Below are 19,599 nucleotides of genomic sequence, written 5' to 3'. Positions count from 1 at the left end.
GATGAACAACAGTTTGCTGATTGAGTTGCGCACCGAGGAGTTGCCGCCGAAGTCGCTTTCACGTTTGGGTGAAGCGTTTAAGGACGAGGTTCTGAATGGCTTGGTACGCCATCAACTTAGCCCTGGAGTACCAGCAAATGCGCAATGGTTTGCCACTCCCAGGCGGTTAGCCGTATTGATTCTTGAAGTTGAAGAAAAGGCGGCAGATCGCATTGAGGAAAAAAAACTCATGCCGGTTTCAGTCGCACTCGACGCCGAAGGCCAGCCTAAGCCAGCACTTCTCAAGAAACTCGAAGCCATGGGGATTCCTGTTTCTGAGATAGCCCGTTTCGAGAAACGCATGGATGGCAAATCCGAGACATTCTTCTATCAGGCTACTGTCAAAGGCGTCAGACTCGATGATGTGCTGGCTGACATCGTCGCGCAGGCGCTCAAGAAACTGCCGATCCAGAAGGTCATGCGCTGGGGCGATTCCGAGCACCAGTTCGTTCGCCCCGTGCATGGCCTGATCATGCTGCACGGCAACCGCGTCGTAGCCGGTGAAGTGCTCGGCCTGTCGAGTGGCAACAGGACACTGGGCCATCGCTTCCTGTCTTCCGGCGAAATCGTTGTCGCCACTCCCGAGGGCTACGCTGCACAACTGGCAGCCGGCAAGGTCATCGCCAGCTTTGCCGAACGGCGCGACTCGATTGCCGTTCAACTCGACACCAAGGCCGCCGAATTGAACGCCCGCCTCAATCCGGCGGACGGCCTGCTCGACGAAGTCACCGCGCTGGTCGAATGGCCGGTCGTCTATGTTGGTGAGTTCGAGGTCGAGTACCTCGAAGTGCCGCAGGAATGCCTGATTCTGACCATGCAGCAGAACCAGAAATATTTCCCGCTGCTCGACAGCGCGGGCAAGCTCTTGAACAAGTTCCTGATCGTCTCCAACATGCAGGTGGATGACCCGAAGCACATCATCGGCGGCAATGCCCGCGTCGTTCGGCCACGCCTCTCCGATGCCCGTTTTTTCTACAACCAGGATCGCAAACAAACGCTGGCGTCGCGTCTCGAAAAGCTCGGCAGTGTCGTTTACCACAACAAGATCGGCTCGGTTCTGCAGCGGGTTGAGCGCCTGGAAACGCTGGCGCAGAAGATTGCCGTTCACCTCGGCGCCAACGCCTCGCTGTCCGCCCGCGCGGCACGCCTGGCCAAGGCCGATCTGGTCACCGACATGGTCGGGGAATTCCCCGAGTTGCAAGGCATCATGGGGCGTTACTACGCGCTGCACGACGGTGAGGACAAGGCTGTTGCCGACGCCGTGCAGAGTCATTATCAGCCACGCTTTGCCGGTGACGCCTTGCCGGCTGGCAACATTGCCTGTGCTGCGGCACTGGCCGACAAACTCGACGCCCTGGTCGGTTTTTTTGGCATCGGCCAGATACCGACCGGCGACAAGGATCCCTTTGGCCTGCGCCGCGCTGCCCTGGGCGTGCTGCGCATCCTTATGGAATCGCCACTGCCGCTCGATTTGCGGAAGCTTCTAAGCGATGCGGCCTCTGGTTTCCAGCCCGGGCTGCTAACTTTGGTTGACGGCATTCCTCCGGGCCTGGAAGATTTTATTCTCGACCGCTTGCGTGGCCTGTTAAGAGACGCGGGTTACGCGCAGGACATCGTCGAAGCCGTGCTGGCACAACGCCCGACCCGAATCGACCTGGTTCCAGCCAAACTCGACGCCGTACGAATTTTCCTCGTCTTGCCTGAAGCCTTGGCACTGGCGGCTGCCAACAAACGGATCGGTAACATCCTGAAGAAAGTAGCGGGTACCGGCGATGACAGATTCGCCACACCCGATCCGGCCCTGCTCCAGGAAGCGGCCGAGAAAGCGCTCTATGAAAGGATTCAGGAAATCGCTCCGGTGGTCAAATCACACGTCGCCAGTGAAGCCTATGCCGAAGCGCTCAAGGCGCTGTCCTCGGTGCGCGACGAGGTCGATGAATTCTTTGACAAGGTGATGGTCAACGTCGACGACCCCTTATTGCGTGCCAATCGGCTTGGCTTGCTCAAGGCGCTATTCGACCAACTCAACGCAGTAGCCGACATTTCGAAACTGGGCGTATGAAACTCGTTATCCTCGATCGCGACGGCGTCATCAATTACGACTCGGCGCAATTCATCAAATCGCCGGCTGAGTGGAAAGCCATTCCGGGCAGCCTTGAGGCTATCGCCAAGCTGACACAAGCCGGCTACAAGGTGGTTATCGCCAGCAACCAGTCAGGAATCGGTCGTGGCCTGTTCGACATGGATACGCTGAATGCCATACACAACAAGATGCACCGCGCCGCGCAGGCAGCCGGCGGGCGCATTGATGCCGTCTTCTATTGTCCGCACACCTCCGAATCGAAGTGTAATTGCCGCAAGCCCAAGCCCGGCATGTTTGAGCGGATCAGTGCTTGCTTCAACACCGACTTGAGCGAGACTTTTGCCATTGGTGATTCCTTGCGTGACTTGCAAGCCGCCGCCACCGTTGGCGCTCAGCCGGTTCTGGTACTCACTGGCAAAGGCGAAATAACGCAGGCAAATGGAAATGTTCCCGATGGCACGCTGGTTTTTAGCGATCTGGCTGCGGCCGTAGAACACATTTTGCAGCCATGATGGCTTTAATTCGCTCCATCCTCTATTCGCTGCTCGCCGCCCTGATCACCGCTCCGTTCGGTTTTTTTGTCACCCTGTCCATCGTCTTCCCGATGCCCGTTCGTTTCTGGATCATCTCGGTATGGCGCAGCGGTTTTCTGGCCTTGTGCAAGTACGTTCTGGGAATCCGTTACCAGGTTATCGGCAGCGAAAACATCCCCTCAACACCCTCGGTCATCCTTTCCAAGCACCAGTCAGCCTGGGAGACTGTCAGCTTGCAGGACATCTTTCCGCCCCTCGTCTTCGTGCTGAAGAAGTCGCTGCTGATGATTCCCTTTCTCGGCTGGGCATTCGCCGCCGTCAAGATGATTTCGATCGACCGCAGTGCCGGGAAGGACGCGCTGCGACAGGTCGTCGACCAGGGCTGTGATCGCCTCAAGGCTGGCTACTGGGTGGTCATTTTCCCCGAAGGCACGCGTATCGCCCCCGGTGAAACGCGTCGTTTCAAGACCGGCGGCGCTCACTTGGCGGCCAGTGCCGGTGTCCTGGCCGTGCCGGTTGCGCACAATGCCGGCGAGTTCTGGGCGAAGAACGCCTTCGTCAAGAAACCGGGGCTGATCACAGTCAGCATCGGCCCGGCCATCGACCCGGCCGGCAAGTCGGCGGCCGAAATCACCACGCTGGCCGAGCAGTGGATAGAGAATGAAATGCGGCGTCTCTCGCCGCATCTCTACCCGGATGTTGCCTATGCCGTGGCAGCCTGAACTTCCGCTGAGGGCAGACGAAACGCCGCGCACCATAGCCCTCGGCGACCGTATCGTTCCCTATGTCCTGCGACGTGCCCGGCGGCGCACCATTGGCCTCTCGATTGACCATCGCGGCCTGCGCGTTGGCGCACCGCGTCGAGTCTCGCTGGTCGAGGTCGAGTCACTGATCCTGCGCCATGGCGACTGGGTGGCGAAAAAGCTCGATGAATGGCGTAACCGCCGTCGCCAGGAACCCCTGAAAATTGTCGATGGCGTGCAATTGCCGATGCTCGGCGAGTCACTGGAAATCCGCCTCGCGCTGGGTAGCAACCGCGCCCTGTGGAATGAACACGCAGCCCCGGTACTGACCCTCTGCCTGCGCTCACCAGCAGACACCGCGCGCGTGCTGGAAAAGGCCTTGCGCGAAAAAGCTCGCCAGTTGTTTGCCGAACGCCTCGGCCATTTTGCCGAACGGCTTGGCCTGACCGCACCACCACTCGCCCTGTCGGCGGCCCGCACGCGCTGGGGAAGTTGCAGCCTGAAATCCGGCATTCGCCTGAACTGGAGGCTGATCCATTTTCCTCCGCACGTTGTCGATTACGTTGTTGCCCATGAGCTTGCCCATTTGCGCGAAATGAATCACAGCCCGCGCTTCTGGGCCATCGTCGGGCAACTTTATCCAGAATACAAGGTGGTGCGTGCCGAGCTGAAGAGCCTCGCGGCCCACTGCCCTTACTGGCAATACCCTTAAGGAAAACCCATGAGAATTTTGCACACCATGATCCGCGTCGGCAATCTTGAACAGTCGCTGTCCTTCTACACCGACGTGCTCGGCATGCGCCTACTGCGCCGCCAGGACTACCCCGAGGGTCGCTTCACATTAGCTTTTGTCGGCTATGGCGATGAGAGTGAGGGCGCGGTGCTTGAACTTACGCACAACTGGGACACGCCGTCCTACGATCTGGGCAACGCTTTCGGTCATATCGCGCTTGAAGTTGACGATGCCTACAAGGCTTGCGAACAGATCAAGGCCAAGGGTGGCACGGTGGCACGCGAGGCCGGGCCGATGAAGCACGGCACAACGGTCATCGCCTTTGTCGTTGATCCGGACGGCTACAAAATCGAACTGATCCAGAAAAAGTCGCTCTGACCGAATGGCCTTCCCGTCATTCTTCTCCGAGGTGCCGCCGATCATCATGCATGACCGGCTGGCCCAGTTTCTTGGTGCGGCGGATGGCGGCATCATTGAATATCGCTATGCCGATGCGGTCAAACTGGCAGGCCATTCCTGCCCAACGGTTGCCGGCGCTTACCTGCTCACCAGCCGTGCGCTGACTGCTCTGTATACCGACGAATTGCCGGAGCGCGGCGAGATTCAGGTCGATTTCCGAGAAGCGCAGGAAAGCGGAGTTGCCGGCGTGATGGCCGCTGTCGTCGGGCTGATCACTGGTGCCGCCGGCATCGGCGGTTTCAAGGGAATCGCCGGAAATTTCTCGCGCTGCAACTTGCTCGACTTTGAAGAAAGCTATCTACCGGGCGAAATATGTTTCACGCGCCGGGAAAACGGCCAGAGCCTCAACGTTTCGCTGCATCTCGAGCACGTCGCTCCCGACCCGCGCACCGGGCCGCTACTGCAACGCCTGCTGGCCGGCGAACGCGACCCGGTGGTCGCCGAAGTCTTTGCCACCCTGTGGCAGGATCGGGTACGGCGGATTCTTATCGACCACTACGACGACCCGCTGCTGGTCAGCCTTGTCTGACGTTGACTGGCAACGCCAACGGGCATGGCTTTGAAAGGCGCCCCAATTTATGAAAGCCTTGCCCGTTTCCCTCACCCCCGACCCCTCTGATAAAACTACTAGCCACTCGACCAAGCTGCCAAAAGACGGCAGCCAGGTCGCTGGTTATCCCAGAGGGCGAGGGGAGATTCGAGAGTCGCTGGCGCGACTTTCACGTTAGCCGGCGATTAATTTGCCGGCAACTGGTTTCTTGCCGCTTATCGGACTAAAATAATTTCAAACCAGCGTTCGCTGGTAATCACAAGGAGAAATATCATGGGCAAGGCAAAGGAAAGCAACAAGGAAGCAAAGAAACAAGCGGCCAAAACTCCCAAGGAAAAAAAGGCTGCAAAACAGACCAAGAAACACGCGTCGGAATCCATCCCGCTGGTTACCCGCTGAGCCGGTGCTAACGAGTCGGCTTGATTTTTGGTCCCACTTCATCTGCTGTAGATTCGCCCTGCCGCTGGTTTATTTCACGTCGTACTCGAAGCTTGCTTCCACTTGGCCTTCGATTACGACTTGAAGGCGACGGTGGCCTGCCGGTTCGTTTGGACCGACAGCCCATTCCCCGTAGATTTTGCCGTCAACCGGCACCAGTTGTCTCTGGCTGGCCTGGTTGCGACGCTGGGTAGGTATATTCAGGCTTTCACTTGCTGGATCCATGTCTTTCCGGGTAGTTACTGTTTTAGGCAACAAATATTCTTCACGGACACTCAAGCTGCGCTTGCTGGTCCGGATCTCGATGATCCAGCCGTAGCGCTGCCCGACTTGGTGGGGAACAACATCGGTGGGTTCGAAAACCAGTTCCCCCGGATTCCTGGCGTCGAAGGTGCCAAACTCTGCACTGACGATTTCAACGGATGCTTCCGCTGGACTTGGGGGCGCGGCAAAGGAAATTCCGAGCCACAAGACAGAAATCAGGATCAGCGCTCTACGAATCATGTGCAACTCCATTTTTTCAGATGGTTGATGAGAAAATCCCCCGAAACCCGTGCTTCATTCTAAAGACAGGTTCATTCTTGCACCCGACAAACAGCGAAACGAGCATAATCGCTGGTGATGGTCAGGTTCAAATAACCGCAGCATTGATGCTGGCCGGCGACCACCAAGACGGGGGCGCAGTCAACCGCGAATCCATTCACGGATAGCACAACAATCGGAGAACATCATGGGTACCGACTTGATCGAGTTTTGGGCCAACCTTCTGGAAGAACGCGCCAAAGTGCAGGCCGAAACAGTTCGCGATGAACTGCAAGCGGCGTGCGACCTCGCAGATGCCTTGCGCGCCATTCCTGCAAAAGCGCCTCTAAACCTGTTCAAGGCTCAGGCCTTGGCCAACGAGGCCTGGTTGCATTACTTTCAACGCAAGGATCGCATTCCTCCCGTGTAAGTTCATCCCCAGCCACTTCAGGATTTCAAGGCAAGCGACTGAGTACAGGTAAGACATCGCCAGGTTTTTCAGTGATTGTCTAGTTTGAATTCTTTTCCAGTTCCCAGGTCCCCAGCCGTTCATAAGCCGGGCCGAGGCTGGAGAGTCTGGATCGGAGCAGGACGAAGGCGTTATATGGCCATTGGATTGCCCCGATTTTCAGCGCATCGAGTTCAGCCGCTTCCGGTACGGCTTTCAGCTTGCGTACGAGCGTAATGTGCGGAGCAAACGGCCGCTCCGACAGGATGTAGCCCCGCGCTCTCAACTTCCCGGCGAGGTGTTCGGCCAGGGCTTCAGGCACCGATGGGAAATGATCGCTGCCGATCCACAGAATCCGGTTGTGCTTCCAGCAAGCCAGGCGATCCAGCAGCAATGAACCAGCCTTCAGCGGGTCTGGCTTCATTCGCTTGATCTCTTCCGCCACCTCGCTCGCCATCTCAAGCAAATCAGGTAATTTGTTTTCGTTCACATTGCCGACAAAAGCCAGGGTCAGATGCAGCGTTTCCTTCAGCGTAGCTTTGCCGCCCAAGCTGGCCGCGAGGCTCTCGGCAAGAGCGTGCAAAAGGTCTGCGCAAGGCTCATCCGGACACAGGGCAAAAAACTCTGGCCGTTCCCACATCATCCTTCTTGTTTTCCGTCAGAGAACTTCATGGCGCTCCCAAATAATGAATGTCTACTTTGAGGCTTGGGTACTGTCTGCCAGCACCGTCGAATGGCGTTCTACAAGGCAGGTGTCTTGCAACGCACTATCCATGCGCATCTTCAGGCATGCAATGCCGTGATCGCCTATCTACGGGCTCTCCAGAGCATCACAAAAACTATCGGCTACGCGCCACGTCGCCCAGAAACTCGGCGTAGATCTTCCCCAGCGCCTGCTCCATCGCCACCGCAAAGGCATCCAGCGACTCGCCACCGGCCAACTGCTCCGCCTGATAAGTCTTGTTCAGCAGCATTTTCCCACCGTTTTCCAAACGCAGTTCGAGTGCCACCACGGCCTTGCTGTTCTTGCCAGAAACCACACGCTCAAAGTTGAGAACGCGACCGTAGAGCATATTCGGCGCCTTGCTGCCACCGGCCAGATCAAACGAGTTACCCAGACTGGCGACGAAATTGTCGTGCACCATCTGCGCCGGCGGATACAGCCACAGGTGATAGTGGTACTGGCGCAACTGGCGCAGGCTGGCTTCTTCAGCGTAGATGATCGGACGTTCGGCATACAGGCTGTCGGCGCGGAAGGGTTGCACGTTAATGGCGCCGGGCAGCGCCTTGGTTGCAACAGAAACGCTCACTGGCTGCAGGCGGTAGAAACGGTCGGTCGGTGCCGGCGGCACATTGCCGCAGGCGGCCAGCAGCAGGCAAAAACTGGTGAGTGTGGCGAGTCGGTTGATTGCTCGGTTCATTGCGCGGCTCCTGCGGCGGCATCGGTTGGCGGACGGCTCTGGATCAGCGCGGCCGGATTCTCGCGGATGTGGCGAGAAAATTCGTTGAGGTTGCGTCCGGCCGATTCAAGCTGGTAAAGCGTTGCATCGACGCGGCGCAACGAGTCCTTCAGATCCTTGCCGCTGCTGTTGACGATCCCGCGCGAATCCTTGACCAGCCCTTCGACCTCGATGCGCACGCCGGAAAGATCGGTCGACAGCTTGAGCGCGTTGGCCGAAGCGCCATCGCTGTTGGCCATCACCCGGTTCCAGTGCTTCACATTCTCGTCGCTGAACAAGGCATCGATGCGCCCTGCCGTGCGGTTGATGCGCTCGATGGTCGAGCGCATGTCGGCCATCGCCGGCGTCACGTTCTGGTTGATCTGGGCGAGCAGCGGCTTGATGCTGGTTTCGGTAATCTTGCCGAGATCGGAGGCCAGCGCGCCCACCGACTCCATCATGGTCGGGTTGCTGCTGCCAGGAATATCACCGCCCGCCGCCAGGATGTCCTGGCCATTGCCTTCCTTGATCTCGACCAGCGGCGCACTGAGCATTCCCGGCGTGGCGATCACGGCACGGCTATCGACCGGAATCTTCACTGGTTTGCGCATATTGAGCGTGACGCGATAGGCGGTGTGATTGTCGCGCACCACCGGATCGACCTCGGCGACATTGCCTACTTCGAAGCCCTCGTAGGTCACCACCGTCCCTACTTTGATGCCGGCCACATTGGGGAAATGCGTGAAATAGACATCGCCCTTGGCACGGTGCCCGGTAATCCGGTACAGCGAGTAGAGCAGCACGGCGGCCATCAGCAGCACGAAGCTGCCGACCAGCAGGTAATTGACGTTGTCGCGCTTCATCGTGCATTCATCCTGAAAACCTCATGGTCAGAAAATCTCCCGAGTGAGTCGTTCCATGTACTCATCGGGGTTGATGGCTTCGTTTCTCGGCGTGCGGTTGAGCAACGACTGGATGCGCTCATTGTCGCTGGCACGCACGGTGGCGACTGTATCCGACATCAGGATGCGTCCCTGATCGAGCACGGTGATGCGATCGGCGATTTTGAAGGCGCTCTCCAGTTCGTGTGTGACCACCACAATCGTCATGTTCATTGCGTCGCGCAGCATCAGGATCAGTTCGTCAAGTTCGGCCGAAACCACCGGATCAAGCCCGGCCGAAGGCTCGTCGAAAAACAGCAGGCGCGGGTCCATGACGATGGCGCGCGCCAAGGCTGCCCGCTTGATCATGCCGCCCGACAGCTCGGAGGGCATCAGGTTCTCAAAACCGGCCAGATTGACCACCTCCAGCTTCATGCGACTCATGATGCGGATGGTATTCTCGTCAAGCTTGGTATGTTCGCGCAGCGGCAATTCGACGTTCTCGCCGACGGTCATCGAATTGAACAGCGCGCCGCCCTGAAAGGCCACGCCCATGTTCTTGCGCAGGTCGTAAATCTCGTCGGAACTTAGTTTGGTGATGTCCTTGCCGAGCAACTTGATGCTGCCCGAGGTCGGCTGATGCAGGCCGAGCAGATGGCGCAGCAATGTGCTCTTGCCCGAACCGCTACCACCCATGATGACCATGATCTCGCCCTGGCGCGCCTGAAAGCTGATGCCGTCAAGAATCTTGCGCGTCCCGTAATGGGTCACCAGACCAGTGACGTTGATGGCGAGATCGGGGGCGTTCATTCAGCGGCTCGTCAGAAAGGTGAAAACCATGTCGGCGAGAATGATGCCGATGCTGCCGAGCACCACCGAGCGCGTTGTCGCCTGCCCGACGCCTTCAGCCCCGGCGCTCACGTTAAAACCGTTGGCGGCGCCGATCAGGGTGATGATCACGGCAAAGATGAAGCTCTTGAGTACACCATGCAGCACGTCTTCGGCGACCAGCACTTCGAAGGTGCGCTGGAAGAAAATCCCCATCGGCAGGCTCAATTCGCCGGCGCAATAGAGCGCTCCGCCGAACAGCGCGATCAGGTCGGACATGATGGTCAGTGCCGGCAGGGTCAGCAGCATGGCGGCGAGCAGCGGCGCCACCAGATAGCGCACCGGGTTGATGCCGATCACGCGCAGCGCGTCGATTTCCTGCGAAATCTGCATGGTGCCGATGCGCGCTGCAATCGCCGAACCGGAACGTCCAGCAACGAATATCCCGGTAATCAGCGGCGCGAATTCACGTGTCACCGACAGCGAGATGCCAAGCACCACCTGTCCTTCCGCACCAAAAGTACGCAGCGTGTAAATACCCTGGATGGCCAGCATCATGCCGACGGCGAACGAAGCCAGAGCGATAATCGGGATGGCGTTTACACCAACGCCGACCGCCTCCTTGAAGATCGCCGCCAGGCGCACCGGCTGCCGGCGCCAGCGACCGAGCAGTAGCCAATAAAAAGCCTCAACCAGCAAGGCGGCATGATAGCCGACCTCCCTGACCGATTGCAGGCTGCGCTGACCAATATTGGCGACGAAGGAAAGCAGCGGATCAAACACCCGCCAGGTGCTCCTCAAGCGACGCATGGATCGGGAACACCTTGTCGAGACGCGCCAGCTTGAGCACGTTCATCGCCGACTGTGCCACCGCCACCAGACCGAACTCCAGCCCCTGTTTTTTGGCCGTCTGATAGCCCTCGACCAGGCTGGCCACGCCGGAGCTATCCATGTAGATGACCGCCGAGAGTTCGACCAGCAGCGGCTTCTTCTGCTTCAGGCAATCCAGGATGGCCTCGCGCGCCTTGGGCGAGGAGTGCAGGTCAACATCGCCGGAAAGGCGAACAACCTTGTACGGCGGTCGGTCTTCGATCTGAATTTCCACTGGGCTTCCCTCAATAAATCCGCTTGGTCAATTGCAGGCAGTTGGTAAAACCTTGCGGCGCCGGCTGGTAGGCCACGCCGTCCATCAATTCGCGCATGAAATGAACTCCCAACCCGCCTGGGCGCAATTCGTCCAGTTCCCTCGGGCACAAATCCGCGTCCGTCGCGGGCACGCCATTATCCAGCAAATGCGCCACAAAAACCCCATTATCAACGCGTATTTTCAAGGTGAAATCATGCCCTTCGGCGAACTGGTATCCGTGCTGAATGACATTCATGCACGCCTCGTTGATTGCCAGCACCAACTGCTCGCTGCATTCTTCGCCGCAAGCTGCACGCTGGCAGACATCGCGCAACGCCGCGCGCACAGCCGACAAGGCTTCGGTGCTGGCCGGGAAAACCTGATCGAGCAACGCCGCCATCAACCGATCACCAGCAACGTCAGGTCGTCGTGCAGGCGTATACCGGGGCGGACCAGCGCTTCGGCCACGTGCGTCAGTTGAGCTATTGGCGGCAGCGCGGCATGTTTGTCGAGCAGCGCCTGCAGGCCGCCAAGCTCGAGCATCTTGCCGTCTTCCGCCCGCCCCTCGGTGACACCATCGGTAAAGATGTACAGCCGACCGCCATCAAGTATCAGGGACTGCTCGGTGTACTCCATGCCGGGCACGATGCCGAGCGGCGGCGAGGATTCTTCAAGTTCGCAATAAACGCCCTCCGGGGTGCGGTAGAGCGGCGGCTGGTGCCCGGCGTTGGCAAACACGACTTCGCCACTGACCGGGTCGAATATGCCGGCGGCCATGGTGACGAACATCCCGCGGCTGGCGGTTTCGACAATCTCGTCGTTGAGCATGGCCAGCAGCAGCGCGGAGTCGTGCACCGTCTTGCCCAGACAGCGGAACAGGCTGATCGTCTTGGCCATCAGCATCGCCGCATTCATGCCTTTGCCTGAAACATCGCCCAGCCCCCAGGCGATGCGTCCGTCGGCCAGCGTGAAGAAATCGTAAAAGTCGCCGGAAACCTCCATTGCCGACAGGTTCAGCCCCTGTACCGGGAAATCGACCGCCGGCAGATCCGGCAGCAGATCACGCTGGATCTCGCGCGCCAGATCGAGTTCGCGCCGCATGCGCTCCTGCTCGACCAGCGCCTCGGTCATCTGTGCGTTGTGCACGGCCAGCGAAACCATGCCCGCCAGCACCTGCAGAAACTGCTTGTCGGCAAGGTCGAAAAGCCCGTCGCCCTTGCGCTTGTTGATTACCTCCAGCGCACCCAGCATGCGCCCCTTGACCACCAAGGGCGCGCACAGGATGGAGCGGGTAGTAAAGCCGGTACTGTCATCGACGGCGGTGCTGAAGTCCCCGTCGGCCGACACGTCGCGCACCATCTGCACGCAATTATCTGACAGCGCGCGCCCGACAATTCCCTGATTCCTGGCGATGGTCAGCCCTTCGATGGAAACCGGCCCGGCGCAGGCCAGGCAGGTCAACTTCTCGTTTGCCGCATCGAGCAGGAAGATGGAAGCCGCTTCGGTATCCATGTAAACCATGATCTGGCGAATCGCGTTGGCCAGCGTTTCGCTCATCGCTGGAGTTCCCACGAAGTCCTGGCTGATCGCCAGCAGCATTTCCATATCGCCCGTCAGCCGGGGATTGGCGCCGCTATCGACCAGTTGTTTGGCGTGTTCGATGGTCACTGAGGGAAGCTCCGATGAATGAGGGAATCAGGGGCTGTGAATTAATTGGCACAAGCATCCAAGACCGTGGCCCGAGGCCAGGCTTTGCGCTCATTCCGGCGAAGGCCGGAATCCAGTGCGTACCTCTGATATTCATAAAAACAATCAGATAGACGAACTGGACCCCGGCCTTCGCCGGGGTGACGAGTGGGGAGATTAGGCTGAAATGAATTTTTCACAGGCTCTCAGGCGGCCAGCCGCAAATGCCCGACAGGCTCCGAGGCCGGCTTTACCTTGATTTCAATGTCGTAGCCCAGTCGATTCAAGCAATCCATCAACTTGCGCTCGGATAGATTGGAGAAGTTGCCGCGCATCATTTCGGACACCTTCGGCTGCGTAATACCCATGCGCTTTGCTGCCTCTTGTTGCGTCAGTCCAAGACTAAGCATGGCCTTCCTGATCTCGACGACCAGCCCGGTCTTGATCTTGAGCTTTTCTGCGTCAGGCAGGCCGAGATCGGCATAAACGTTGCCCGAACTGCGCTGCACTTCGATTCCGTCAATGAGCCGTTTTTTCATTTCGAAGCTCCTTTGCAAGCGCCTCGGCGATCTTTAGCCTGGCGCGAATGATGTCCATATCCTCTTTCGGCGTAGCGATTCCGCGCTTGCTCTTTTTCTGGAAGCAATGCAGAACAAACACCGCCTCATCGAACTTCACCGTATATACCGCCCGATCCGTCCCGCCCGCATCGTCTTCGACCACCTCAAGAACGCCGGCACCACCGAAGCCCTTGAGCACCTTCGCTGCGTCGTGTTTATCACCAGCTTGACCCAGAGATAACGCGAAACCGAAGAAGCGCCGCACTTCGCTCGGGAATGCCAACAGATTCTTGTGACTGCTCCCGATCCAGTCAAGCGGCTTGTCTTTGTCGGCCATGCCCGGATTATACTTGTAATGGTATATTCAGCAAGATAGGCATGACTCTGTCTGCACTAGCGGGCAAGCGCCAGGACCAGGCCGACGACGGAGATGACGGCGATACACGCGGCGAATCCAGCCAACCAGAGGACGCGAACACGATTCGCCTCAATGCGATTGATTAGCTGAGTGTTCTGCTCAGCGAGCGCCTTGATGAGTTCTGACGAGGCGAGCATTTGATCGTGCAGATCAGCCGCCGAGGCCTCTACGGCAGCAAGTCTTGCCTGGAGAGTGGCGATGCTCTGGTCCTCTGGCGAAAGATCCGGCTCGGCAATTGGAGCTTCCGCCTCCGCCGGAGGCGACTTCCTGGCGATGGCCTTCCACAATTTCTTCGCACCTTCGGCGACCTTGGGCGCATTGCTCATGACCTCAACCCAGGGAACACTTTGCAGCACCACCAGCCACGGTATTGGCATATACAAACCTTTCTGAAGATCGTGGATAATCCAGCCTGCTCAGACCGTATCACAGGTGTAGCGCTAGCGGCTATGCCGAAGGCTGCCCTTGCCAGTCCGGGCGTTTTGCCCGACCATGCCCTCTCTTTGATTTCGCGTGTTGCTTAACGCCACCTATTCCGCCATGTCGCCTTTGACTTCCAGACCATTTCGCCGCCTGCTGATTGCCATCGCCCTCCTGCTGGTCATCATCGCCGCCGTTTGGTGGATCGGCCGGCCGAAGCCGATTTTCGTGGTGGTCAAGGAAATTGATCGCGGCAAGGTGGAGTCGAGCATTGCCAACACCCGCGCCGGCACCATTGAAGCCTGCCAGCGCACCAAGCTGTCGACCATCATGGGCGGCCGCATCGAGGTGCTGGCGGTCAAGGAAGGCGACCGCGTGAAGAAGGGCCAGTTGCTGATGAAGCTGTGGAACGACGACCAGCAGGCGCAAAGCACGCTGGCCATGGCGCAGGTGAGCACCGCCCGGCAGCGGGTGAACGAAGCCTGCGCGCAGGCCACCAACGCCGAACGTGAGGCCGAGCGTCAGTCCTCGCTGCGCGCACGCGGTTTTGTTTCCAGCTCGCGCGAGGAATCGGCGCGCACCGAGGCGCAGGCCAAGCGTGCCGGTTGCGAAGCAAGCAAGGCCGATGTCGCGCAGTTCCAGGCCAAGGTTGCTGCCACCCGCGTCGAGCAGGGGCGGACCATTCTCTACGCGCCGTTCGACGGCACCATCGCCAAGATCGTCGGCGAGATCGGCGAGTACTCGACACCTTCGCCGCCTGGCGTGCAGACGCCGCCGGCCATCGACCTGATCGACGACTCCTGTCTTTACGTCAAGGCGCCGATGGATGAAGTTGACGCGCCGAAAATCCAGATCGGCCAGCCGGTGCGCATCAGCCTCGATGCGCTGCCCAGGCAATCCTTCCCGGGAACGGTCAAGCGCGTTGCGCCCTATGTTTCGGCAGTCGAAAAGCAGGCGCGCACGGTCGACATCGAAGCCAACTTCGACAACCCCGAAGCACCCGGCAAACTGCTGGTCGGCTACAGCGCCGACATCGAAGTGATCCTCGCCGTGCGCGACGACGTGGTGCGCGTTCCCACCTCGGCGCTGCTCGAAGGTGGCCGGGTGCTGGTAGCCGGGGCGGACGACAAGCTCGAAGAACGCAAGGTCAAGACCGGGCTGGCTAATTGGGAGTTCACCGAAGTGCTGGAAGGACTCGCTGCCGGTGAGCGCGTCGTCACCTCGCTCGAACGCGTCGGCGTCAAGGCCGGCGCCGCCTACGTCGTCGAAATGAAGCCGGATAGAAAATGAGTAATACCAACCCTACCGCAGAGGCGCGGAGGCGCAGAGAAAAGCAACGCAGAGAAAATCTTGCTTTTCTCTGCGTTGCCTCTGCGCCTTTGCGGCTCTGCGGTGGACTTTCGGAATCTGCTTCATGCCCGCACTGATCGAACTGTCCGGCATCGAGCGAATTTTCTATCTTGGCGACAGCGAGGTGCATGCCTTGCGGCATCTTGAACTGAGCATCGCGGCCGGGGAATACGTCGCGGTGATGGGGCCGTCCGGCTCCGGCAAGTCGACGCTGCTCAATCTGCTCGGCCTGCTCGACCACCCGAATACCGGCACCTATCGACTGGAAGGCCGCGACGTGACCACGCTGTCGCTTGAGGAACAGGCGCGCGTGCGCAGCGAACGGATCGGCTTCGTCTTCCAGAGCTTCCATCTGGTGCCGCGCCTGAGCGCCGCCGAAAACATCGCCCTGCCGATGACGCTGGCCGGCATCGAACCGGCACAGCGCGACAAACGAGTCGAACAGGCACTCAAGGATTACGGCCTCACCAATCGCGCCAGCCACCGGCCGGATCAGCTTTCCGGCGGCCAGCGCCAGCGCGTGGCCATCGCCCGCGCCACGATCATGCAACCGGCGATGATCCTCGCCGACGAGCCGACCGGTAACCTCGACCGCTCCACCGGCGAGGAGGTCATGCGCCTCCTTGAAGAACTTAACCAGCACGGCGTCACGCTGATTGTCGTCACCCACGACACCGCCCTCGGCGCCCGCGCCCGGAGGCAGTTGCTGATGGAAGACGGCGAGCTGAGGCATGATTCGAAATGAAAACCAAACGTCCACCGCAAAGGCGCAAAGGGGCAAAGGTTACGCAAAGAAAATCAAACCTTTGCGGGTACTTCTTTGCTCCTTTGCGCCTTTGCGGGGGACGTTGAGAAAAATGCGCGCCCCCGACCTGATCCGTTTCGCCCGCGATGCCGCCACCGGCAACCCGTTGCGCACCGCGCTGCTGGTCCTGGCGATGGCCATCGGCGTGGCCGCCGTGGTGGTGCTCACGGCGCTGGGCGACGGTGCCCGGCGTTACGTAATCAGCCAGTTTTCCTCGCTCGGCACCAATCTTGTCATCGTTCTGCCCGGCCGCTCGCAGACTGGCGGTTTCAATCCTGGCAACGCCATCACCAGCACGCCGCGCGACCTGACCATCGATGACGCGCAGGCGCTGTTGCGCGCCAGCGCCGTGCATCGCGTGGCGCCACTGGCCATCGGCACGTCGGAGATCAGTTACGGCGGCAAACTGCGCGAAGTAATGGTGGCCGGTACCAATGCGCAATTCCTCGAGGTGCGCCGTCTGGTGCTGGCGCAGGGGCGCTTTCTGCCCGAGGGTGACTGGCGGCGCGGCGCGGCGGAAGCGGTGATCGGCGCCAAGGTGCGCGACGAGCTGTTCGGCGCCGAACCAGCGCTCGGCCAGTTGATCCGTGTCGGCGACCGGCGCTTCCGCATAGTAGGCGTGATGGCCTCGACCGGCCAGGGCCTGGGCATGAATACCGACGAACTGGTGATCGTCCCGGTTTCTCTGGCGCAGGCCATGTTCAACAGCAACACGCTGTTCCGCATCCTCGTCGAAGCCAGCAGTCGCGAGTCGATTGAACTGGCCAAGACGCAGGTAACGGAAATCATCAAACTGCGCCATGAGGGCGAGGAGGATGTAACGGTGATCACCCAGGATGCAGTGCTCGCCACCTTCGACAAACTGCTCGGCACGCTGACTCTGGGCGTGGCCGGCATCGCCGCAATCAGCCTGGCCGTGGCCGGCATTCTGGTGATGAACGTGATGCTCGTTTCGGTCGCCCAGCGCACCTCTGAAATCGGCCTGCTCAAAGCGCTCGGCGCCACCGGCGCGACGATCCGCGCGGCGTTTCTCACCGAGGCGGCGATGCTCTCGCTGGCCGGTGCGGTGCTCGGCTATCTGCTCGGGCAAGGCGCGGCGGCCCTCATCCGCCAGATCTACCCGGCCTTCCCCGCCTACCCGCCCGACTGGGCCGTATTCGCCGGACTCGGCACCGCGCTGTTCACCGGCATCCTGTTCGGCGTGCTGCCGGCGAGGCAGGCGGCCCGGCTTGATCCGGTGCAATCGTTGGCGAAGCGCTAACCCACCTTCAACAAGAATCAACACGACAAATGGACCCTGCTCCGCTGAGCCCTCACCCCGACCCTCTCCCGCGGGAGAGGGAGAGGGAGAAAACCACAGCGCGCGCCCAGAGACCGAAGCCCTCTCCTGCGGGAGAGGGTGCGCGGCAGCGCGGTGAGGGCTTTCGCACGCACCTTTATTCTCCACAACACATCACTCGTCAATCATGATCCGCCCCGCCGATTCCATCCACCTTGCTCTGCGCGCCATTACCGCGCACCGGCTGCGCAGTTTCCTGACGCTGCTCGGCATCGCCGTCGGCATTGCCGCGGTGATCTTGCTGACCTCTATTGGCGAGGGCATCCATCGCTTTGTGCTGACCGAATTCACTCAATTCGGCACCAATCTGGTCAGCGTCGCGCCGGGCAAGGTCAAGACCTCCGGCCCGGCACCGACCGGCATCCCGACTTCGGTGCGCCCGCTCACCCTCGACGACGCCCGGGCGCTGCGACACCTGCCGCACATTACCGGGATGTCGGCCATCGTCTGGGGCAATACCGAAGTCAAGGGCAACGGCCGGCTACGGCGCACCACGATCAATGGCGTGACCCCCGACATGCTCAAGGTATACAGCCTGAAGATGGGCAGTGGGCAGTTTCTGCCGCCGGAGGAATCGGAAAGCGCGCGCGCCTTCGTCGTCCTCGGCGCCAAGCTCAAGAGCGAACTTTTCGGTGCAGAAAACGCGCTGGGCGCACGCCTCACGGTGGGCAACCTGCAATTTCGCGTGATCGGCGTGCTCGAAGCGAAAGGCCAGTTTCTCGGCATCGACCTCGACGACTCGGCCTACATCCCGACGGCGCGGGCGCTCGAACTCTACAACCGCGACGGCATGATGAAGATCGACCTCTCCTACGAAGAAGGCATCCCGGCGGCCCGCATCAGCGCAGCGATCATCGCCACGCTCAAGGCCCGCCACGGCCGCGAAGACTTCACCATCACCACGCAGGAAGACATGCTGCGCACGCTGTCCAACATCCTCGACATCCTGACCATGGCGGTCGGCGCGCTGGGCAGCATTTCGCTGCTGGTCGGCGGCGTCGGCATCGTCACCATCATGACCATCGCCGTCAGCGAACGCACCGGCGAGATCGGCCTGCTGGTGGCGCTCGGTGCGCCGCGCAACACCATCCTCGGCCTGTTTCTCGGCGAGGCGGTGGCGCTTTCCGCAATCGGCGGTATCGTCGGCCTAATACTCGGCTTCAGCCTGGCGCAGTTGATTCATCTACTGGTGCCGGCGCTGCCGGTAAAGACTCCGATTACCTTCGTGATTTTCGCCGAGATCATCGCCATCGCCATCGGCCTGCTGGCCGGCGTGCTCCCGGCGCGGCGCGCGGCTCGGCTCGACCCGGTGGAAGCGTTGCGGGCGGAGTGAGAATGCGATTCAGGCGCTGGCGCGTGCACTGGTCATCTACAGATGGGATGCTCGGAGAGCAAGAATCTACGGTGCTCTTCAGGTGGCAATGGCGTAGACCGCCTATTCAGTGCGCCGTGCCAAGGAGCTGTCTTCCAGCGGGTGCGAATCCCGCCCGGTAATTTTCGTTCCGACCGGTAGCAACTAGAGCAGTCGTGGAGGTAACGAAGCGGCTGAAGCCTCTGGTGTAGAGGGTTCTTTAAGGAACTTGGCGAACATGCAGGCCGTAATGCGAGTGAACACTGAGCAGGCCTCGAAAAGTTCAATGCGGAAGCCGACCCGGCTGGATTACGGGGAAGGCCGCCGTCACAGGTGAAGAGAACGGAAAGCGCAGCCTGTGATTCCGCCGGGGTAATGGTGACAGCATGCATGGAAGAAGAAGACAGACGCAACACGGGAAACCCTGTCACGTGGTCACACGTGAGGCCAACCGGACGCCCGTGAGGGACAGGCTGGGCGAGGCAGGGTGGCGGATAGGCCCGTAGTACCGCTGAAACCGGGTAATGCCGGTGGAGGGAAGGGGCCTTGGTTCAAGATCAACGCAGCAAGTGGAAAGGACGGGAGATTGGGCAACCTGCAAACTCCGGAAACGGTACAGAGACTACGGACGGCGTTACATACCAAAGCGAAGGAAAACCCTGGGTATCGGTTTTATCTGCTGTACGACAAGATCTATCGACGCGACATTCTTGAGTATGCCTACCGAAGCTGCAAAGCCAACAAGGGAGCGGCGGGCGTGGATGGCGTGGATTTCGAAATGATTGAAGCGGGTCACTACTGTCCGGTTAAAAATCGAATAGATTCAGCTGGTTGCGCGGTGACCCTTC

24 protein-coding genes and 1 pseudogene are annotated in these 19,599 nt (G+C 60.0%); 13 read left to right on the top strand and 12 right to left on the bottom strand.

Annotated features, from left to right (window positions below):
- Nucleotide 1 precedes the first annotated feature (1 nt).
- The 7 genes from glyS to ACOYNV_RS15845 all read left to right on the top strand — a co-directional run bounded on the left by glyS (nucleotide 2) and on the right by ACOYNV_RS15845 (nucleotide 5,539).
- Entirely contained in the window at nucleotides 2-2,101 is a 2,100-nt protein-coding gene (gene glyS / locus ACOYNV_RS15875) for a glycine--tRNA ligase subunit beta (protein WP_422900764.1), read from the top strand.
- Nucleotides 2,098-2,634, top strand: a complete 537-nt coding sequence (gene gmhB, locus ACOYNV_RS15870) for a D-glycero-beta-D-manno-heptose 1,7-bisphosphate 7-phosphatase (RefSeq protein ID WP_422900763.1) — start codon at nucleotides 2,098-2,100, stop codon at nucleotides 2,632-2,634. Before glyS ends, gmhB begins: the two co-directional genes overlap by 4 nt.
- Nucleotides 2,634-3,377 (top strand): lysophospholipid acyltransferase family protein, encoded by a 744-nt coding sequence (locus ACOYNV_RS15865; RefSeq protein WP_422900775.1) that lies wholly within the window; start codon nucleotides 2,634-2,636, stop codon nucleotides 3,375-3,377. The genes gmhB and ACOYNV_RS15865 overlap by 1 nt, the downstream gene beginning before the upstream one ends.
- Nucleotides 3,361-4,110 carry a M48 family metallopeptidase gene (locus ACOYNV_RS15860; protein WP_422900762.1) on the top strand — a complete coding sequence of 250 codons (750 nt, stop codon included), beginning with the start codon at nucleotides 3,361-3,363 and terminating at the stop codon, nucleotides 4,108-4,110. The genes ACOYNV_RS15865 and ACOYNV_RS15860 overlap by 17 nt, the downstream gene beginning before the upstream one ends.
- Before the next feature lie 9 nt (nucleotides 4,111-4,119).
- Nucleotides 4,120-4,509 (top strand): lactoylglutathione lyase, encoded by a 390-nt coding sequence (gloA, locus tag ACOYNV_RS15855; protein WP_422900761.1) that lies wholly within the window; start codon nucleotides 4,120-4,122, stop codon nucleotides 4,507-4,509.
- Nucleotides 4,510-4,513: 4 nt separating this feature from the next.
- Complete coding sequence (locus tag ACOYNV_RS15850; RefSeq protein ID WP_422900760.1) at nucleotides 4,514-5,119, top strand: hypothetical protein; 606 nt, start codon at nucleotides 4,514-4,516, stop codon at nucleotides 5,117-5,119.
- Nucleotides 5,120-5,413: 294 nt separating this feature from the next.
- On the top strand, nucleotides 5,414-5,539 hold the full coding sequence (locus ACOYNV_RS15845; RefSeq protein ID WP_422900759.1) for a hypothetical protein: 126 nt from the start codon (nucleotides 5,414-5,416) through the stop codon (nucleotides 5,537-5,539).
- 69 nt (nucleotides 5,540-5,608) lie between these two features.
- Here ACOYNV_RS15845 and ACOYNV_RS15840 read toward each other — a convergent pair whose 3' ends face one another.
- Nucleotides 5,609-6,082 carry a hypothetical protein gene (locus tag ACOYNV_RS15840; RefSeq protein WP_422900758.1) on the bottom strand — a complete coding sequence of 158 codons (474 nt, stop codon included), beginning with the start codon at nucleotides 6,080-6,082 and terminating at the stop codon, nucleotides 5,609-5,611.
- Nucleotides 6,083-6,308: 226 nt separating this feature from the next.
- Here ACOYNV_RS15840 and ACOYNV_RS15835 point away from each other — a divergent pair, with 226 nt between their 5' ends.
- Complete coding sequence (locus ACOYNV_RS15835; protein WP_422900757.1) at nucleotides 6,309-6,530, top strand: hypothetical protein; 222 nt, start codon at nucleotides 6,309-6,311, stop codon at nucleotides 6,528-6,530.
- Nucleotides 6,531-6,609: 79 nt separating this feature from the next.
- Here the strand turns inward: ACOYNV_RS15835 and thpR are convergent, their stop codons facing one another.
- From thpR to ACOYNV_RS15780, 11 genes are all read right to left on the bottom strand, one after another.
- A complete protein-coding gene (gene thpR, locus ACOYNV_RS15830; RefSeq protein WP_422900756.1) occupies nucleotides 6,610-7,191 on the bottom strand; it encodes an RNA 2',3'-cyclic phosphodiesterase in 582 nt (193 codons plus the stop codon).
- 196 nt (nucleotides 7,192-7,387) lie between these two features.
- On the bottom strand, nucleotides 7,388-7,969 hold the full coding sequence (locus ACOYNV_RS15825) for an ABC-type transport auxiliary lipoprotein family protein (protein ID WP_422900755.1): 582 nt from the start codon (nucleotides 7,967-7,969) through the stop codon (nucleotides 7,388-7,390).
- A complete protein-coding gene (locus tag ACOYNV_RS15820) occupies nucleotides 7,966-8,850 on the bottom strand; it encodes an MlaD family protein (RefSeq protein ID WP_422900754.1) in 885 nt (294 codons plus the stop codon). The genes ACOYNV_RS15825 and ACOYNV_RS15820 overlap by 4 nt, the downstream gene beginning before the upstream one ends.
- 27 nt (nucleotides 8,851-8,877) lie before the next feature.
- Nucleotides 8,878-9,678, bottom strand: a complete 801-nt coding sequence (locus tag ACOYNV_RS15815) for an ABC transporter ATP-binding protein (RefSeq protein ID WP_422900753.1) — start codon at nucleotides 9,676-9,678, stop codon at nucleotides 8,878-8,880.
- Nucleotides 9,679-10,506, bottom strand: a complete 828-nt coding sequence (locus ACOYNV_RS15810; RefSeq protein WP_422900752.1) for an MlaE family ABC transporter permease — start codon at nucleotides 10,504-10,506, stop codon at nucleotides 9,679-9,681.
- Nucleotides 10,472-10,801, bottom strand: coding sequence for an STAS domain-containing protein (locus ACOYNV_RS15805; protein WP_422900751.1), 330 nt, complete (start codon nucleotides 10,799-10,801; stop codon nucleotides 10,472-10,474). The genes ACOYNV_RS15810 and ACOYNV_RS15805 overlap by 35 nt, the downstream gene beginning before the upstream one ends.
- A 10-nt stretch (nucleotides 10,802-10,811) precedes the next feature.
- Complete coding sequence (locus tag ACOYNV_RS15800) at nucleotides 10,812-11,222, bottom strand: ATP-binding protein (RefSeq protein WP_422900750.1); 411 nt, start codon at nucleotides 11,220-11,222, stop codon at nucleotides 10,812-10,814.
- Nucleotides 11,222-12,490 (bottom strand): PP2C family protein-serine/threonine phosphatase, encoded by a 1,269-nt coding sequence (locus ACOYNV_RS15795; protein WP_422900749.1) that lies wholly within the window; start codon nucleotides 12,488-12,490, stop codon nucleotides 11,222-11,224. The genes ACOYNV_RS15800 and ACOYNV_RS15795 overlap by 1 nt, the downstream gene beginning before the upstream one ends.
- Before the next feature lie 224 nt (nucleotides 12,491-12,714).
- Nucleotides 12,715-13,047 (bottom strand): helix-turn-helix domain-containing protein, encoded by a 333-nt coding sequence (locus tag ACOYNV_RS15790; RefSeq protein WP_422900748.1) that lies wholly within the window; start codon nucleotides 13,045-13,047, stop codon nucleotides 12,715-12,717.
- On the bottom strand, nucleotides 13,028-13,405 hold the full coding sequence (locus ACOYNV_RS15785; protein ID WP_422900747.1) for a type II toxin-antitoxin system RelE/ParE family toxin: 378 nt from the start codon (nucleotides 13,403-13,405) through the stop codon (nucleotides 13,028-13,030). Before ACOYNV_RS15785 ends, ACOYNV_RS15790 begins: the two co-directional genes overlap by 20 nt.
- A gap of 56 nt (nucleotides 13,406-13,461) precedes the next feature.
- Nucleotides 13,462-13,863, bottom strand: a complete 402-nt coding sequence (locus ACOYNV_RS15780; protein WP_422900746.1) for a hypothetical protein — start codon at nucleotides 13,861-13,863, stop codon at nucleotides 13,462-13,464.
- Nucleotides 13,864-14,026: 163 nt separating this feature from the next.
- Between ACOYNV_RS15780 and ACOYNV_RS15775 the strand changes: the two genes are divergently transcribed.
- The 5 genes and pseudogenes from ACOYNV_RS15775 to ACOYNV_RS15755 all read left to right on the top strand — a co-directional run.
- Nucleotides 14,027-15,196 carry an efflux RND transporter periplasmic adaptor subunit gene (locus ACOYNV_RS15775; protein ID WP_422900774.1) on the top strand — a complete coding sequence of 390 codons (1,170 nt, stop codon included), beginning with the start codon at nucleotides 14,027-14,029 and terminating at the stop codon, nucleotides 15,194-15,196.
- A 124-nt stretch (nucleotides 15,197-15,320) separates the two neighbouring features.
- Entirely contained in the window at nucleotides 15,321-16,001 is a 681-nt protein-coding gene (locus ACOYNV_RS15770; RefSeq protein WP_422900745.1) for an ABC transporter ATP-binding protein, read from the top strand.
- 112 nt (nucleotides 16,002-16,113) lie between these two features.
- A complete protein-coding gene (locus tag ACOYNV_RS15765) occupies nucleotides 16,114-17,322 on the top strand; it encodes an ABC transporter permease (protein ID WP_422900773.1) in 1,209 nt (402 codons plus the stop codon).
- A 208-nt stretch (nucleotides 17,323-17,530) separates the two neighbouring features.
- On the top strand, nucleotides 17,531-18,733 hold the full coding sequence (locus tag ACOYNV_RS15760) for an ABC transporter permease (RefSeq protein ID WP_422900772.1): 1,203 nt from the start codon (nucleotides 17,531-17,533) through the stop codon (nucleotides 18,731-18,733).
- A 604-nt stretch (nucleotides 18,734-19,337) separates the two neighbouring features.
- Nucleotides 19,338-19,599, top strand: a pseudogene (locus tag ACOYNV_RS15755) (hypothetical protein); the annotation flags it as partial.

Origin of the sequence: Propionivibrio sp., assembly GCF_049316945.1 — a bacterium.
Lineage (GTDB): Bacteria > Pseudomonadota > Gammaproteobacteria > Burkholderiales > Rhodocyclaceae > Propionivibrio.
The sequence above is the reverse complement of the archived record's forward strand: the minus strand, read 5'-3'. Positions and strand labels throughout refer to the sequence as shown.

What these genes read in the sequence shown, in the direction of transcription:
- glyS (WP_422900764.1), top strand. Translation starts at nt 2, where the DNA reads ATGAACAACAGTTTGCTGATTGAGTTGCGCACCGAGGAGTTGCCGCCG.
- gmhB (WP_422900763.1), top strand. Translation starts at nt 2,098, where the DNA reads ATGAAACTCGTTATCCTCGATCGCGACGGCGTCATCAATTACGACTCG.
- ACOYNV_RS15865 (WP_422900775.1), top strand. Translation starts at nt 2,634, where the DNA reads ATGGCTTTAATTCGCTCCATCCTCTATTCGCTGCTCGCCGCCCTGATC.
- ACOYNV_RS15860 (WP_422900762.1), top strand. Translation starts at nt 3,361, where the DNA reads ATGCCGTGGCAGCCTGAACTTCCGCTGAGGGCAGACGAAACGCCGCGC.
- gloA (WP_422900761.1), top strand. Translation starts at nt 4,120, where the DNA reads ATGAGAATTTTGCACACCATGATCCGCGTCGGCAATCTTGAACAGTCG.
- ACOYNV_RS15850 (WP_422900760.1), top strand. Translation starts at nt 4,514, where the DNA reads ATGGCCTTCCCGTCATTCTTCTCCGAGGTGCCGCCGATCATCATGCAT.
- ACOYNV_RS15845 (WP_422900759.1), top strand. Translation starts at nt 5,414, where the DNA reads ATGGGCAAGGCAAAGGAAAGCAACAAGGAAGCAAAGAAACAAGCGGCC.
- ACOYNV_RS15840 (WP_422900758.1), bottom strand. Translation starts at nt 6,082, where the DNA reads ATGATTCGTAGAGCGCTGATCCTGATTTCTGTCTTGTGGCTCGGAATT.
- ACOYNV_RS15835 (WP_422900757.1), top strand. Translation starts at nt 6,309, where the DNA reads ATGGGTACCGACTTGATCGAGTTTTGGGCCAACCTTCTGGAAGAACGC.
- thpR (WP_422900756.1), bottom strand. Translation starts at nt 7,191, where the DNA reads ATGATGTGGGAACGGCCAGAGTTTTTTGCCCTGTGTCCGGATGAGCCT.
- ACOYNV_RS15825 (WP_422900755.1), bottom strand. Translation starts at nt 7,969, where the DNA reads ATGAACCGAGCAATCAACCGACTCGCCACACTCACCAGTTTTTGCCTG.
- ACOYNV_RS15820 (WP_422900754.1), bottom strand. Translation starts at nt 8,850, where the DNA reads ATGAAGCGCGACAACGTCAATTACCTGCTGGTCGGCAGCTTCGTGCTG.
- ACOYNV_RS15815 (WP_422900753.1), bottom strand. Translation starts at nt 9,678, where the DNA reads ATGAACGCCCCCGATCTCGCCATCAACGTCACTGGTCTGGTGACCCAT.
- ACOYNV_RS15810 (WP_422900752.1), bottom strand. Translation starts at nt 10,506, where the DNA reads ATGCGTCGCTTGAGGAGCACCTGGCGGGTGTTTGATCCGCTGCTTTCC.
- ACOYNV_RS15800 (WP_422900750.1), bottom strand. Translation starts at nt 11,222, where the DNA reads ATGGCGGCGTTGCTCGATCAGGTTTTCCCGGCCAGCACCGAAGCCTTG.
- ACOYNV_RS15790 (WP_422900748.1), bottom strand. Translation starts at nt 13,047, where the DNA reads ATGAAAAAACGGCTCATTGACGGAATCGAAGTGCAGCGCAGTTCGGGC.
- ACOYNV_RS15785 (WP_422900747.1), bottom strand. Translation starts at nt 13,405, where the DNA reads ATGGCCGACAAAGACAAGCCGCTTGACTGGATCGGGAGCAGTCACAAG.
- ACOYNV_RS15780 (WP_422900746.1), bottom strand. Translation starts at nt 13,863, where the DNA reads ATGCCAATACCGTGGCTGGTGGTGCTGCAAAGTGTTCCCTGGGTTGAG.
- ACOYNV_RS15775 (WP_422900774.1), top strand. Translation starts at nt 14,027, where the DNA reads ATGTCGCCTTTGACTTCCAGACCATTTCGCCGCCTGCTGATTGCCATC.
- ACOYNV_RS15770 (WP_422900745.1), top strand. Translation starts at nt 15,321, where the DNA reads ATGCCCGCACTGATCGAACTGTCCGGCATCGAGCGAATTTTCTATCTT.
- ACOYNV_RS15765 (WP_422900773.1), top strand. Translation starts at nt 16,114, where the DNA reads ATGCGCGCCCCCGACCTGATCCGTTTCGCCCGCGATGCCGCCACCGGC.